Source organism: Streptomyces winkii, from assembly GCF_032248595.1.
Taxonomy (GTDB): domain Bacteria; phylum Actinomycetota; class Actinomycetes; order Streptomycetales; family Streptomycetaceae; genus Streptomyces; species Streptomyces winkii.
The window spans coordinates 290,565-305,397 of record NZ_JASTTH010000003.1; the positions used below are offsets into that span (position 1 = coordinate 290,565).

A 14,833-nucleotide genomic window follows, 5' to 3' on the forward strand; every position below is an offset into this window, starting at 1 on the left:
TGAAGCGCCGATGAAGCACAGCTGAGGGCCGGGCGAGGGCTGGGCGGCGTGGCCGGAATGCGTGGAGGGCACTCTCCGCGCGGCGCCTCAGAGGAAGGTCTGGCCCTCGCCCCGGTAGGTCGGGAAGGAACCGGTCACGCGGTCGCCCTCGATCACGTGCAGTTCCGCGAACCGCTCGCACAACTCGCCTGCCTTGGCGTGCCGGAACCACACGCGGTCTCCCACCAGCAGATCGTCGGCGGCGGCACCGAGCAGCGGCGTCTGCACCTCGCCCGCTCCCTCCTGCCCGTCGTAGCGCAGCCCTTCGGGGAGGTACGGCTGGGGGAGCCTGTCCGCCCCGGGCGCCCCGGAGGCGGGATAACCGCCGCCGAGGACGGTCACCACGCCCACCCCGGGCCTGCGTACGACGGGCAGCGCGAACAGCGCGGCGGGCCGTCCCGTGAACGACGTGTAGTGGTCGAACAGGCGCGGCACGAACAGGCCGGAGCCCGCGGCGACTTCGGTGACCGCGTCCTCGGCGGCCGTGTGCTGCACGCTGCCCGTGCCGCCGCCGTTGACGAACTCCAGGTCAGGGGCGACGCGGCGCACCGCGTGCACCGCCGCCGCCCGCCGGGCGGCCAGCTCCCGCCGGGCCGTCCTCTGCATGAGCCGCACGCCGCGCGAGCGCGCCCAGTTGCCCGGTGCGTCGTCGCCGACGCCTGCCACATGGCCCTCGTACGCCATCAGGCCGATGAGCCGGAAGCCCGGCCGCCGGGTCACCGCGCGGGCCAGCTCCGCGAGCCGGGTGGGGGAGTGCAGCGGGGAGCGGAGCGCGCCGATCCGGACACGGCCGCCCAGAAGCCGCAGCGAGGTGTCGAGTTCGAGACAGACCCGGATCTCCTGTGTACCGCCGTCCCGCGCGGCGTCGACGAGGTCGAGCTGCGCGACGTCGTCCACCATCACCGTCACGCTCTGCGCGAGCTTCGGATCGGCGGCCAGCTCGGCGAATCCGGCCCGGTCGGCGGAGGGATAGGCCAGCAGCACGTCGTCGATTCCGGAACGCGCCAGCCACAGGGACTCGGCGAGGGTGAAGCTCATGACCCCGGCGAAGCCGTCACGGGCGAGTACGCGCTCCAACAGAGTCCGGCAGCGCACCGACTTGCTGGCGACGCGGACCGGTTTGCCGCGGGCGCGGCGTACCAGGTCGGCGGCGTTCGCGTCGAACGCTTCCAGGTCGACGACGGCGAGCGGCGCGTCCAGATGCGCGGTCGCGCGATCGTAGCGGGCACGGTCGGCTGCGGGGCCGGGAGTGACGTCGGGCACCCGGGCAGCTTGCCAGAGCGGAGCCCCCCGGGACAGTCCCGCCCCGTCCGCGGACCTCTCCGACCGGGTTGCCGGGACCACCAGTTCGCCCCGTAGAGTTACGCCGCACGCTGTCATGAGTCTGGACCAGCGGCGTGCTGTCCGATACGAACCGGCATGCCCCGAAAGGGGATCGTGCGGGGTGGCCCTGCGCGCGGGAGGGGTGCAGATGAGCACTGACGCCGACCGCACGCACTCCCCGGACCCTTCACCGGACTCATATCCTTCACGTCCCCCGGTCCCACCCCGCCCCGCCTTTCCCCCGCGCCCCTCCGCGCCTCCGCGTCAGGGCGCGCCCGCGGGGCAGTCCCAGAAAGACGAGCCCACCGCACACATGCCGCACGACACGGAATCGGACGCATTCAGGCCTGCCGGCACGCAGTCCTCGTCCGCCCCGTCCGACGCGTCCGCTCCACCCGCTCCGTCCGACAGGTCCGGTGCGTCGTCCACGCCCGGCGGGCCGAGACCTCCCCGGCCCGCTTCAACTCCCCAGCCCCCGCCGCCCTCCGGGCAGCCGCTGACCTCCGAGACGCTGCACCGCAGGGCGTTCGCCACGGGCACGGACGGGCAGAGCGGCAACGGCGGCAATGGCGGCACCTCCGGGTACGGCACCTCCGCCGGGTACGGCGGCACTTCCGGGCCCGGCACCTCCGGCGGGTACGGCTCGGCCTCCGACCGCGGCAGATCGGGCGGGCCCACGCCCGCCGAGAGCGCGCCCGGCTCCCGTACCTCCGCGGGCTCCGCCGGCTCCGCGCCCCTCCCCGGTGCGGGCGCGGCAGCCGTACCTCCGCAGCGGCCTTCCGCTCGCCCGGGTCCCGCGGGGCCGCCGTCCGGTCCCGCAGGGCCGCCTCCCGGCACGCCCTGGCGGCCCGGGCTCCCCGACTCCGGGCCTCCCACCTGGCAGTTGCGGCCGATCAGCGACAAACCTCCGCACAGCCGTCCGGCGCCGCGCACCGTCGCGGCAGCCGTCTGTCTCGTCCTGGGCGTCGGCCTGCTCGGCGGAGCCGCGGCCGGTACCTGGCTCACCGACGATCCCGGCGAACAGGCCGTCACCGAGGGCTCGTTCGACGACATGCGCGCCGCATGGCACAACATCCCCGTCGACAAGCTCTTCCCCCGCGTCCTGGACGGGCGGGGCGCGGGCCCCGGCGGCGCCGACCGCCGCTGGCTCCGCGTCGGGGTCGCGCCGGACAGCAACTGCCGTGGTGCGTTCGACCCGTTGCTCGCCAAGGCGCTCTCGCCCGTCGGATGCAGCCGCCTCGTACGGGCCACGTACGCCGACGAGACCACGAGCAGCGTCATCACGGTCGGTCTGGTCTTCACCCGCTCCGAGGGCGCGGGCATGCGGGCGCTCCGCAAGCGGTTCGCCGTGGAGAACCTCGGCGAGCGCAGCGACCTGATGCCCCGTCCGTACGGATCACGCGGCACGGTCTCGGCCGACTTCGGCGACGCGCAGCGCGCGAGCTGGACGATACGGGTGCTCTCCGACGCCCCCGTCGTCGTCTACGCCGTGAGCGGTTTCGCGGACGGACGCGTCGTCAGCGACCCGCAGCCCGCGGCCGAGGCGACCGAGAAGGGGGAGACCTCGGCGGCCGCGCAGGCCGGTCTCGGGCATGACGCACAGGGCATCGCGGACCGCATCGAACGCCGCCTGCGCAACGCGGCAGGGGAAGAAGAGGCCGACCAGTGACCTACACCCGTCCCGTACACAGCCGGCCGCGCCGCGGCCGCCCCACCCGAGTCGCGGTCGCGCTGTTCGCCGCCGCGCTCGGCGTGTTCCCCGCGGCCGGAACCGCACAGGCCGCGGACGGCGAGGGCATTCAGCGGCAGCAGTGGGGCCTGAAGGCCATCCACGCGCCGGACGCCTGGAAGACCACCAAGGGCAAGGGCATCACCGTCGCCGTGCTCGACACCGGCGTCGACCCCGGCCACCCCGATCTGGCGGGCAGCGTGCGCGCCGGCCACGACTTCATCGGTCTGGGCGCGAAGAAGGGCGACCGGACCTGGGCCCGGCACGGCACCGCCATGGCGGGGATCATCGCCGGCCACGGTCACGGCAAGGGCGGCAAGCTCGGCGTGATGGGCGTCGCCCCGGAGGCGAAGATCCTTCCCGTACGCGTCCTGCTGGAGGACAGCGACCCCAAGCGCAAGCGGGCCCGCAACGCCCGCGCCTCCGCCCTCGCCGACGGTCTGCGCTGGGCCGCGGACAAGGGCGCGGACGTCATCAACCTCTCCCTCGGCGACGACAGCAGCTCCGCACACCCCGAGGCCGGTGAGGACGCCGCCGTGCGCTACGCGCAGCGCAAGGGCGCCGTGGTCGTGGCCTCCGCGGGCAACGGCGGAGAGGACGGCGACCACGTCTCCTACCCGGCCGCCTATCCCGGCGTCATCGCGGTCACCGCGGTGGACCGCCGCGGGGCGCGCGCGTCCTTCTCCACGCGCCGCTGGTACGCGAGCGTCGCGGCCCCCGGCAAGGAGGTGCTGATAGCCGACCCGGACCGGCAGTACTACGAGGGCTGGGGCACCAGTGCGGCCTCGGCGTTCGCCTCCGGCGCTGTCGCGCTCGTACGTGCCGCGCACCCCGACCTCAGCCCCGCGCAGATCAAGGAGCTGATGTCCGACACGGCACGGCACACTCCCGAGGGCGGACGCAGCGACGCCCTGGGCACGGGCGTCGTCGACCCGGCCGCGGCCATCGAGATGGGCTCCAACATCAAGCCGCGGAAGCAGCAGCCGAGTCAGGCCCCGTACCGGAGCGAATTCTTCGGCACGGGCCCGGACGACGGGCCGAGCGCCGGCTGGCTGGCGACCATCGCCGCCGTGCTCGGGCTGCTGCTCATCGGCGGGGCCGTGGCGGTGCACAAGGGCGTGAACCTGGAGACGCTGCGCGGCGTGCGCTCGCGGCTGCCGGAGCACTGAGGACATAGCGCTGAGGACGTGACGCAGCGCTGAGCACGTACGGACGCGGCCGTACACCCGGATCGGGGTGTACGGCCGCTCCGGGTCCGGGCGTTCGGGCGGGAGCCCCGGCGTCCGGCGGCGCCGCCCCGCGGAACTAAGCTCACGCCCGTGGCGCTCAAGGACATCCCCGACCCCGGCTTCGCCGCCGACACCGGTTCGGCCGACCCCGCTCTCGCCGAGGCGCTCCGCGCCTGGCAGGCCGCCCCCGGGGAGCCGGGCGCCGAACGGCGTGTGCTGGCGGCCCTCGCCGAAGCCCGCCTCCTGGTGCCCGTCGTCGCCGTCCTCGGGGAGACCGAGACCGACGAATCGGGCCTGCGCCGCGAGAAGTCGAGCGAGATGGCCGTGCCGACGCTCACCTCGCCCGGAGGCCGCCGCGCGCTGCCCGCGTTCACCAGCACCGAGGCGCTGGCCCGCTGGGACGCGGAGGCCCGCCCCGTGGCCGTACCGCTGAGCCGGGCGCTGCAAGCCGTCGCGCACGAGGAGGCCGACACCCTCGTCCTGGACCTCGCCGGGCCCGTGACGTTCCAGCTGACCGGTGCCGCGCTGCGGGCCCTCGCCGAGGGGCACGCGGGCGCCGACCCCGCCGCCGACCCCCGTGTCACCGGCGCGCTGCGCACCCTGCTCGCGGCCGATCCGGCCGTGACGGGCGCACACCTCGTGCCCGGCGGCGCCGGAACCGACGCCACCCTCGCGATCACGCTGACCGCGAACGCCGCCGCCGACCACGACGAGGCCGCTGCGGCGGTACGGCGGCTGGCCGGAGCCCTCGCCTCCGACGAGGTGCTGCGCTCACGCCTGGTGAAGGGCCTCGAACTGGCCCTGCTTCCGCCCGGCAGCCCGCTGCCCGAAGGCGCGCTCTACCGGGCGTGACGCTCCGCCGTCGTCCCGCCTGCCGCCCGTCGGGCACACCCGGCGATCTCCTGCCGCACCCGCGTCGTCGCTGGTGGGGGCCGCTTCCGGCTCGACATGCGAGCCCGCCGTGCGCGGCGGAGGATGGTGAGCGACCATTCCCGACGTGTCAGGAGCGCCATGTCGACCGAGACGGAGCTACAGACGACCGCGGCGGAATTCCTGGGAACCCTGGTCCTCGTCTTCTTCGCGGTGGGTGCCACGGTCCTGGCGGGCGAGTACATCGGCACGCTCGGCATCGCGCTCACGTTCGGCTTCACGCTGCTCGCCCTGGCGTACGTCTTCGGGCCGATCTCCGGTGCCCACGTGAACCCCGCGGTCACGCTCGGCATGCTGGCGGCCAAGCGCCTGGACATGCCGACCGCCGTGAAGTACTGGATCGCCCAGGTCGCCGGTGCCATCGCGGGCGCCGCCCTGCTCTTCCTGCTCGCGAAGCAGGTGCCCGGCCTCAAGACCAGCGAGAGCTTCGGCAGCAACGGGTTCGGCGACCGCTCCGCGGTGCAGATCAACCTCGGCGGCGCGTTCCTCGCCGAACTGCTGATGACCGCGTTCCTCGTCTACGTCTATCTGTGCATGACCCACAGGGTGACCATCGCGGGCTTCGGCGGACTCCCCATCGGCCTCACGCTGGCGGTGGTCAACCTCATGGGCATCCCGCTGACGGGCGCCTCGGTCAACCCGGCCCGCAGCCTGGGCCCGGCCATCTTCGCGGGCGGCGCGGCGCTCACCCAGTTCTGGCTCTTCCTCGTCGCCCCGCTCGTGGGCGGCCTGCTCGCGGCCGCGGTGCACCGCGTCACGCATCCCCCGGCGGGCGCCGACCTGCACAGGAACCTTCAGCCCTCGGGCTCTCCTCGATGACCGCCGCCCCGCTCCGCCGGCTCGTCAGCTGAAGACCGGGCCCGTGAACTTCTCACCGGGGCCCTGCCCGGGCTCGTCCGGCACCGCCGAGGCCTCGCGGAACGCCAGTTGCAGCGACTTCAGACCGTCGCGCAGCGGCGCCGCGTGGTACGAGCCGATCTCCGTGGCGCTCGCGGTGACGAGCCCCGCCAGCGAGTGGATGAGCTTGCGCGCCTCGTCCAGATCGCGGTGGTCCTCGCCGCCCTCGGACAGCCCGAGATTGACCGCGGCCGAACTCATCAGGTGCACCGCGACAGTTGTGATCACCTCGACCGCGGGCACGTCCGCGATGTCTCGGGTCATGCTGTCGAAGTCGGGGGCGCCCGCCCCGGAGGGGCCGTGGGGTTCGGTTTCGCTCATGCGTGCCACCCTAGGGGGTGCCCAACGGGCCCCCGCGCGCTCCCGGCGCCCGGAACCCGCATCCCGCGAGAGCTGCCGGCCCCGTGCCGTCCCTGCCCAGGAAGCTCCGGTGGGGAACCTCGGTGGCCCCTGGTATGCTGGGATATCGACCGGCTGGAGAGTACGTGACTTCAGCCCGCAAGTGGAGGCTCCGAACTCCCACCTGACGGCCCTCAGGGCCGCGGGTCAACGGTCAGGCTGCGCCCCGCGGATCGCGCGTCGGTGCTCCAGGTCTTTGAGGAGCCACCGCCTGTGTCCGTCAGGGGCGTTTTCTGCGTCTTGGTGCGGTGGTCACAAGACGACATCACTTGCGCGGCCGTCCGCCAGACCGCCGCGCGTGTAACCGAGGAGGCCCCATCAGCGCCGAGCCCCGCATCAACGACCGGATTCGCGTCCCCGAGGTGCGACTCGTCGGTCCCAGTGGCGAGCAGGTCGGCATCGTGCCGCTTGCCAAGGCCCTGGAGCTAGCGCAGGAATACGACCTCGACCTGGTCGAGGTGGCGGCGACAGCACGTCCGCCGGTGTGCAAGCTCATGGACTACGGAAAGTTCAAGTACGAGTCGGCCATGAAGGCCCGTGAAGCGCGCAAGAACCAGGCGCACACGGTCATCAAGGAGATGAAGCTCCGGCCGAAGATCGATCCGCACGACTACGACACCAAGAAGGGTCACGTCGTCCGGTTCCTCAAGCAGGGTGACAAGGTCAAGATCACGATCATGTTCCGCGGACGTGAGCAGTCCCGCCCCGAGCTGGGCTTCCGTCTGCTCCAGCGGCTCGCGGACGACGTCGCCGACCTGGGCTTCGTGGAATCCAACCCGAAGCAGGACGGCCGTAACATGATCATGGTGCTCGGTCCGCACAAGAAGAAGACCGAGGCGATGGCCGAGGCCCGCGAGGCCCAGGCCGCGCGCAAGGCCGGCCGCCAGCAGGAGAGCAGCCCCGCCGAGGAGCCCGCCGAGGCGTGAGCCCTCCAGGGGCTCTGCCTCGGGACACCTCCCGGACACGGTCCGGACAGTCCGTACAAGCGATACACGGCGCCTTCGCCGTCGGCCCGCCGGGCCGGGCGCGGGCGTCACCGACGAGGAGTGAACGGCGACATGCCGAAGAACAAGACGCACAGTGGTGCCCGTAAGCGCTTCAAGATCACCGGCTCCGGCAAGGTGATGCGCCAGCGTGCCGGTCGCCGCCACCTTCTCGAGCACAAGCCGTCCACGTTGACGCGCCGCCTTGCCGGCAAGACCGAGATGGCCCCGGCCGACGCCAAGAAGGTCAAGAAGCTTCTCGGCAAGTAAGGCCGGTTCGACCGGGACCCAATCGATTCGGGCTGGGTGGTCGTCCCACCAGACCGGCCCCGTGTACCAAGGAGTTATCAAGTGGCACGCGTCAAGCGGTCAGTCAACGCACACAAGAAGCGCCGGGCGATCCTGGAGCAGGCCAGCGGTTACCGCGGCCAGCGTTCCCGTCTGTACAGGAAGGCGAAGGAGCAGGTCACCCACTCCTACGTCTACAACTACAACGACCGCAAGCGGCGCAAGGGCGACTTCCGCCAGCTGTGGATCCAGCGGATCAACGCCGCGGCCCGCGCCAACGGCATCACCTACAACCGCTTCATCCAGGGTCTGAAGGCCGCCAACATCGAGGTGGACCGCAAGATCCTCGCCGACCTCGCGGTCAACGACGCGGGCGCCTTCACCGCTCTCGTCGAGGCGGCGCAGAAGGCTCTCCCGGGCGACGTCAACGCCCCGAAGGCAGCCTGAAGCACGCCGCGCGCACGGCGCACCAGCAGCGGACCCGCAGGCATCAGTGCCCGCGGGTCCGCTGCTGTGCGTGACGCACGGGCACCAACCCGGAAGTGAGCCGCCGCCCATGGGCACCCCCGACCTGATCTCCCCGCGCTCCGCCCGCGTCGCCGCGGCGCGGCGTCTCGTGCGCCGCAACTTCCGCGCCAAGGACCGCCGTTTCCTCGCCGAGGGGCCGCAGGCCGTACGGGAAGCCGTCGCGCACCGTCCCGCGGAGGCCGACGCCCACACCGGGGCGGACGGTCCCGCCCTGACCGAGCTGTTCGCGACGCCCGAGGCCGCCGAGCGGCATCCCGGAATCGTGCGGGAGGCCCGGGACTCGGGGGTACGCGTCCACCTCGCCGCTCCGGAGACGCTGGACGGCATGGCGCAGACCGTCAGCCCTCAAGGGCTGGTCGGGGTCTGCCGGTTCGTCGACTCCCCGCTGGAGGCGGTGCTCGCCGCCCGTCCGCGTCTCGTGGCGGTCCTCGCGCACGTACGGGATCCGGGCAATGCGGGAACGGTGCTGCGCTGCGCGGACGCCGCCGGGGCCGATGCCGTCGTCCTCACCGACGCGTCCGTCGACCTCTACAACCCCAAGACCGTTCGCGCGTCCGCGGGTTCGCTGTTTCATCTGCCCGTCGTGGTCGGAGTTCCCGCGGCCGAGGCCGCCGCGGGGCTGCGCGCCGCGGGCGTGCGGCTGCTGGCCGCCGACGGCACCGGCGAGCGCGACCTCGACGCCGAGCTCGACGCCGGGACGATGGGCGGCCCCACCGGCTGGATCTTCGGCAACGAGGCGTGGGGCCTGCCGGAGGAGACCCGCGCCCTCGCGGACGCCGTGGTCAGGGTGCCCATCCACGGCCGCGCGGAGAGCCTCAACCTGGCGACGGCGGCGGCAGTATGCCTGTACGCGTCAGCCCGCGCGCAGCGCACCGCCGGCGGATGCCGGCACGGGGACGGTCTTCGCGGCGACGGCCGCTGAGTTCCGCGCACCGGCCGCGAGTTGGAAGCCCCTCGGCGTCCCGGACGACCCCGTACGGACATGCCTGGTTACCGTGCGCCCCGGCGTGCGCCCGGCCGCGCGTCCGCTGCCGTCAGTGCCGCTCCCGCCCGGCGTCGCGGGGAGGGACACCGTGCACGGTGCACTAGTAGGGTGGCGGGCCCGGGGGCGGAGCCAGTGGAGCCAGTTGGGGCCGGTGGAGCCAGTGAGGCCAGATGAGGGGGGTGCGGCGCGAATGGACGTGGGGACGCAGCGCACGGATGCGCGCGGAGTCCCGTTCCCGTCGGCCGACGCCTCCTCGAACCTGCCGGGCTGCTCCGCCGGGGACCGGCCGCGTCCCGCCGAGCAGCCGCACCGTCCCGCTCCGTCGGTGCCGGCCGCCCGTACCGGCGGCTCCCGGCCCGAGCCTCTGGCCGCGGCCGGAGGGCACGGCGTACACCCCGACGACCTGCCGGAAGGGCTGGTCGTCGCGGACCGCGCGGGCCGCGTCGTCTGCTTCAACACCGCCGCGTCGCGCATCACCGGGCTCAGCGCAGCGGACGCCCTGGGCGGCACCCTCCAACAGGCGCTTCCCCTGGAGGACATGGACGGCCGCCGGTGGTGGCAGCTGACCGATCCCTACGGCGGTCTGGCCACCCGCACCGGCCAGCCCGAACGGAACCTGCTGCTTCCCGGCGGACGCGAAGTACTCGTCGCCGCCCGGTACGTGCGCTCGTACCCGAAGGGGCCCGTCCAGCGGCTGGTGGTGACTCTGCGCGGGACGGAGGCGCGCAGGCGTGCCGAGCGCAGCCATGCCGAGCTGATAGCGACGGTCGCGCACGAACTGCGCTCGCCGCTCACCTCGGTGAAGGGCTTCACCGCGACGCTGCTGGCGAAGTGGGAGCGCTTCACCGACGACCAGAAGCGGCTGATGCTGGAGACCGTCGACGCCGACGCCAACCGCGTCACCAGGCTCATCGCCGAGTTGCTGGACATCTCCCGCATCGACTCGGGACGCCTCGAGGTGCGCCGTCAGCCCGTGGACATGGCCGCGGCCGTGCGCCGCCACGTCGACGCGCACATCGCGGCAGGACGCTCCGCGGACCGCTTCGTCACACGCATCAGCGAACAGCTGCCCGGCCTGTGGGCCGACCCCGACAAGATCGACCAGGTCCTCGGGAATCTGCTGGAAAACGCCGTGCGCCACGGCGAGGGCACTGTCACCATTGAGGTCGAACCCGCACCCTTCCGCAGCGACGAACAAGGAACGGCAGTCACCGTGAGCGACGAAGGCCCCGGCATCCCAGAGGAGTCGATGAGCCGCGTCTTCACCCGCTTCTGGCGGGGCAGCAAGCGCGGCGGCACCGGCCTGGGCCTCTACATCGTCAAGGGCATCGTCGAGGCGCACGGCGGGACGATCACCGTGGACCGGGCGGTCGCCGGCGGCGCCCGCTTCCGATTTACCCTGCCCGTGGGCGCCCCGGCCTTCATGGCCTGAGCGGCGCGCACGGGCTTCTCCGCGGCCCGCGGGAGCGCGGCCCCTCCCCGTGATCAGGCGATCACGGCCGTGTGCGGGGGCGCGTGCCCGTCCATCTAGACTCGGCTGCCGGGGGTTCCGCCCCCAGGCCCTCCAAGGACCGAGGGGGCCCCAGGTCCTACGGGCCGAAGGGACACTCGCGCGCAGCCGGATCCGAATCGGAAGTATGGAAGAAGATGTCCGCACCCAATAAGTCCTACGACCCGGTCGAGGTCGAGGCGCTCAAACCGGAAGTGATCGACCGGGCCAGGGACGAGGCGCTCACCGCCATCGCCTCCGCCGGCGATCTCGAATCGCTGCGCGAGGTGAAGGCCGCACACGCCGGTGACCGCTCCCCGCTGGCCCTCGCCAACCGCGAGATCGGCGCACTGCCGCCGCAGGCCAAGGCCGAGGCGGGCAAGCGCGTCGGCCAGGCACGCGGCGCCGTCGGGCAGGCGCTGAAGCAGCGGCAGGAGGAACTGGAGCGCGAGCGCGACGAGCGGGCGCTCGTCGAGGAGGCGGTCGACGTCACGCTGCCCTACGACCGTCTGCCCGCCGGCGCCCGCCATCCGATCACGACCTTCAGCGAGCGGGTCGAGGACATCTTCGTGGCCATGGGGTACGAGGTCGCCGAGGGCCCCGAGGTCGAGGCGGAGTGGTTCAACTTCGACGCCCTGAACATCGCGCCCGACCACCCGTCGCGCACGATGCAGGACACCTTCTTCGTACGTGCGGCGAAGGACGGCGACGGCGACGGGGCCGCGGGCGCCGAGGGAGACAGCGGCGTGGTGCTGCGCACCCACACCTCGCCGGTGCAGATCCGTACGATGCTCGACCGCGAGCCTCCCGTCTATGTGATCTGCCCCGGCCGGGCCTTCCGCACCGACGAACTGGACGCGACGCACACGCCCGTCTTCACGCAGGTCGAACTGCTCGCCGTCGACGAGGGCCTGACGATGGCCGACCTCAGGGGCACGCTCGACCACATGGTGCGCGAGCTGTTCGGCGAGGGAGTGCACACCCGGCTGCGCCCGCACTACTTCCCGTTCACCGAGCCGTCCGCCGAGATGGACATGGTCTGCTACCGCTGCCACGGCGAGTCCGTCGGCGACCCGGACCGCCCGTGCCGCACCTGCTCCAGCGAGGGCTGGATCGAGCTGGGCGGCTGCGGAATGGTCAACCCGCGCGTGCTGACCGCGTGCGGGCTGGACCCGGAGAAGTACAGCGGATTCGCGTTCGGATTCGGGATCGAGCGGATGATGATGTTCCGCCACAACGTCGAGGACATGCGAGACATGGTCGAGGGTGACGTGCGCTTCACCAGGCCGTTCGGGATGGAGATCTGATGCGCGCCCCGCTTTCGTGGCTGCGAGAGTACGTGGACCTGCCGGCCGGCGAGACCGGACGGGACGTCGCGGCCAAGCTGATCGAGGCCGGCCTGGAGGTCGAGACCGTCGACCGGCTCGGCACCGGCCTCAAGGGCCCCCTCGTCGTCGGCAAGGTCCTCGCGATCGAGGAGCTGACAGGCTTCAAGAAGCCGATCCGCTACTGCCAGGTCGACGTCGGAGATGCCGGAAGCGGCGCCCGTACGGAGTCCGGGGGAGGCGCGGCCGAGCCGCAGAACATCGTGTGCGGCGCGACCAACTTCCGCGTGGGCGACAAGGTCGTCGTCGCGCTGCCCGGTGCCGTGCTGCCCGGCGACTTCGCCATCAGCGCCCGCAAGACCTACGGCAAGGTCTCCGAGGGCATGATCTGTTCGGCCGCCGAGCTCGAGATGGGCGACGACCACTCGGGGATCATCGTCCTGCCGCCGGAGTACGAGCCGGGCAGCGACGCCGTCGAGGTGCTCGAACTCGTCGACGAGGTCCTGGACATCGCGGTCACCCCAGACCGCGGCGACTGCCTGTCCATGCGCGGCATCGCCCGCGAGACGGCGACCGCGTACGGCGGTCAGCTGCGCGACCCCGCCCTGCTCGACGTGCCAACTCCCAACGAGGACGGCTTCCCGGTCAATGTCGCCGACCCCAAGGGCTGCGACCGCTTCGCCGCCCGTACGGTCACGGGGCTGCGCCCGGAGGCCACGTCGCCGCTGTGGCTCCAGCGGCGCCTCCAGAAGTCCGGCATGCGGCCCGTCTCGCTGCCCGTCGACATCACCAACTACGTGATGCTGGAGCTCGGTTCGCCGCTGCACGCCTACGACCGCTCCCGGCTGGAGGGCCCCATCACGGTCCGCCGTGCCACGGCGGGCGAGCAGCTGACCACGCTCGACGGCACGAAGCGGGACCTGGACACCGAAGACCTCGTCATCGCCGACGACGCCGGGCCCATCGGGCTCGCCGGCGTGATGGGGGGCGGCAACAGCGAGATCGCCGACCCCGAGCAGGACCCGGAGAGCGGCGAGTGGCGCGGCACGACCGAAGTCGTCGTGGAGGCCGCCCACTTCGACCCGGTCACCGTGGCCCGCACCGGCCGGCGCCACAAGATCTCCTCCGAGGCGTCCCGCCGCTTCGAGCGCGGCGTGGACCCGCAGGCCGCGGCCGCGGCCGCCCAGCGCACCGTCGATCTGCTGGTGCTGCTGGCCGGGGGGACGGCCGACCCGGGCGTCACCGAGTTCGTCACCCCGCACGGCCCGCACGTCATCAAGATCCCGGCGACGCTTCCGGGCCGGGTCGCGGGCGTCGACTACGGCCGCGAGACCGTCGTGCACCGCCTCCTCCAGGTGGGGTGCGACGTGTACGGGCAGGACGAGCTGACCGTCACGGCCCCGTCCTGGCGCCCCGACCTGACCGATCCCAACGACCTGGCCGAGGAGGTCATCCGGCTGGAGGGGTACGAGAACCTGCCGTCCACGCTGCCCAGGCCGCCCGCCGGCCGGGGCCTGACCGAGCGGCAGCGGCTGCACCGCCGGGTCGGGCGAGCGCTGGCCGGCGCCGGCTACGTCGAGGCCCTCAACTACCCCTTCGTCGGCCAGGGTTCCTTCGACCAGCTCGGCCTGGCCGAGGACGACCCGCGGCGCCGTACGCTCTCGCTCGTCAACCCCCTCTCCGACGAGGAGCCTTCGCTGCGCACGACGCTGCTCCCCGGGCTCCTGGCGGCGCTGCGGAACAACGAGGGCCGCGGCAGCCAGGGCAGCCAGGGTGGGCTGGCCCTCTTCGAGACGGGCCTCGTCTTCATTCCCACCGGAGACGAGACGCACGCCGCGCGGCTGCGCGTCGACGCCCGCCCGGCCGACGAGGAGATCGCCTCCCTGGAGGCGGCGTTGCCCGGGCAGCCGAGGCATGCGGCCGCCGTGCTCGCCGGTCCCCGCGAGCAGCCGGGCTGGTGGGGCGAGGGCCGCGCGGCGAACTGGGCCGACGCGGTCGAGGCCGCCCGTACGGTGGCGGGAGCCGCCGGCGTCGAACTCGCCGTACGCAGCGCGCAGTACGAGCCGTGGCACCCGGGCCGGTGCGCCGCCCTGTCCATCCGCGGTGAGGACGGCGAGGAGACCGTGATCGGGCACGCCGGCGAACTGCACCCGCGCGTGGTGAGGGCGCTCAGCCTGCCGCCGCGCACCTGTGCGATGGAGCTCGACCTGGACGCCGTCGAGCGGGCGGGCGGTGATGTCGTGACGGCGCCGCGGGTCTCTGCCTTCCCGGTGGCGACGCGGGACGTCGCGCTGGTGGTGGACGAGTCCGTGCCGGCGGAGCGGGTCGAGGCCGCGCTGCGCGAGGGCGCGGGCGAACTCCTCGAGTCGGTGCGGCTGTTCGACGTCTTCACCGGTGAACAGCTCGGCGGCGGCAAGAAGTCGCTGGCGTACGCGCTGCGCTTCCGCGCGGTCGACCGCACGCTCACGGCGGACGAGGCCTCGGCGGCGCGGGACGCCGCGGTGGACTCCGCGGTCGGGCGCACGGGTGCGGCGCTGCGCGGGGCACAGGCCCCCGCGGGCGCCTGAGACCGGGCCCGGGCGGGTCCCGGGACACCGACGGCCCGGTCCCTTGGCGGGAGAGCCAGGGACCGGGCCGTCGTGTGTCCCGAGCTCCCGAGCGCCGGGCGCGCACGCCGGAAGCGCGGGCG

13 protein-coding genes are annotated in these 14,833 nt (G+C 73.2%); 11 read left to right on the top strand and 2 right to left on the bottom strand.

What is annotated here, in order from left to right:
• Positions 1-87 precede the first annotated feature (87 nt).
• Complete coding sequence (locus QQM67_RS09785; protein WP_314173290.1) at positions 88-1,302, bottom strand: amino acid deaminase/aldolase; 1,215 nt, start codon at positions 1,300-1,302, stop codon at positions 88-90.
• 943 nt (positions 1,303-2,245) lie between these two features.
• Between QQM67_RS09785 and QQM67_RS09790 the strand changes: the two genes are divergently transcribed.
• The 4 genes from QQM67_RS09790 (at position 2,246) to QQM67_RS09805 (ending at position 6,069) form a co-directional block, all read left to right on the top strand.
• A complete protein-coding gene (locus tag QQM67_RS09790) occupies positions 2,246-3,031 on the top strand; it encodes a hypothetical protein (RefSeq protein WP_314173291.1) in 786 nt (261 codons plus the stop codon).
• On the top strand, positions 3,028-4,260 hold the full coding sequence (gene mycP / locus QQM67_RS09795) for a type VII secretion-associated serine protease mycosin (protein WP_399066013.1): 1,233 nt from the start codon (positions 3,028-3,030) through the stop codon (positions 4,258-4,260). The genes QQM67_RS09790 and mycP overlap by 4 nt, the downstream gene beginning before the upstream one ends.
• A gap of 150 nt (positions 4,261-4,410) precedes the next feature.
• Positions 4,411-5,172, top strand: a complete 762-nt coding sequence (locus tag QQM67_RS09800) for an SseB family protein (RefSeq protein ID WP_314173292.1) — start codon at positions 4,411-4,413, stop codon at positions 5,170-5,172.
• Between the two features lie 159 nt (positions 5,173-5,331).
• A complete protein-coding gene (locus QQM67_RS09805) occupies positions 5,332-6,069 on the top strand; it encodes an MIP family channel protein (protein WP_314173293.1) in 738 nt (245 codons plus the stop codon).
• A 24-nt stretch (positions 6,070-6,093) separates the two neighbouring features.
• Here QQM67_RS09805 and QQM67_RS09810 read toward each other — a convergent pair whose 3' ends face one another.
• Positions 6,094-6,468 (bottom strand): DUF1844 domain-containing protein, encoded by a 375-nt coding sequence (locus QQM67_RS09810; protein ID WP_314173294.1) that lies wholly within the window; start codon positions 6,466-6,468, stop codon positions 6,094-6,096.
• Positions 6,469-6,815: 347 nt separating this feature from the next.
• Here QQM67_RS09810 and infC point away from each other — a divergent pair, with 347 nt between their 5' ends.
• The 7 genes from infC (at position 6,816) to pheT (ending at position 14,711) form a co-directional block, all read left to right on the top strand.
• On the top strand, positions 6,816-7,472 hold the full coding sequence (infC, locus tag QQM67_RS09815) for a translation initiation factor IF-3 (protein WP_314173295.1): 657 nt from the start codon (positions 6,816-6,818) through the stop codon (positions 7,470-7,472).
• A gap of 132 nt (positions 7,473-7,604) precedes the next feature.
• Positions 7,605-7,799 carry a 50S ribosomal protein L35 gene (gene rpmI / locus QQM67_RS09820; protein WP_045865535.1) on the top strand — a complete coding sequence of 65 codons (195 nt, stop codon included), beginning with the start codon at positions 7,605-7,607 and terminating at the stop codon, positions 7,797-7,799.
• Positions 7,800-7,880: 81 nt separating this feature from the next.
• Complete coding sequence (rplT, locus tag QQM67_RS09825) at positions 7,881-8,264, top strand: 50S ribosomal protein L20 (protein ID WP_314173297.1); 384 nt, start codon at positions 7,881-7,883, stop codon at positions 8,262-8,264.
• 109 nt (positions 8,265-8,373) lie between these two features.
• A complete protein-coding gene (locus QQM67_RS09830; RefSeq protein ID WP_314173298.1) occupies positions 8,374-9,267 on the top strand; it encodes a TrmH family RNA methyltransferase in 894 nt (297 codons plus the stop codon).
• A 253-nt stretch (positions 9,268-9,520) separates the two neighbouring features.
• Positions 9,521-10,762 (top strand): sensor histidine kinase, encoded by a 1,242-nt coding sequence (locus QQM67_RS09835; protein WP_314173299.1) that lies wholly within the window; start codon positions 9,521-9,523, stop codon positions 10,760-10,762.
• A 215-nt stretch (positions 10,763-10,977) separates the two neighbouring features.
• On the top strand, positions 10,978-12,126 hold the full coding sequence (gene pheS / locus QQM67_RS09840; RefSeq protein WP_314173300.1) for a phenylalanine--tRNA ligase subunit alpha: 1,149 nt from the start codon (positions 10,978-10,980) through the stop codon (positions 12,124-12,126).
• Entirely contained in the window at positions 12,126-14,711 is a 2,586-nt protein-coding gene (pheT, locus tag QQM67_RS09845) for a phenylalanine--tRNA ligase subunit beta (protein ID WP_314173302.1), read from the top strand. The genes pheS and pheT overlap by 1 nt, the downstream gene beginning before the upstream one ends.
• The last annotated feature ends 122 nt before the right edge of the window (positions 14,712-14,833 follow it).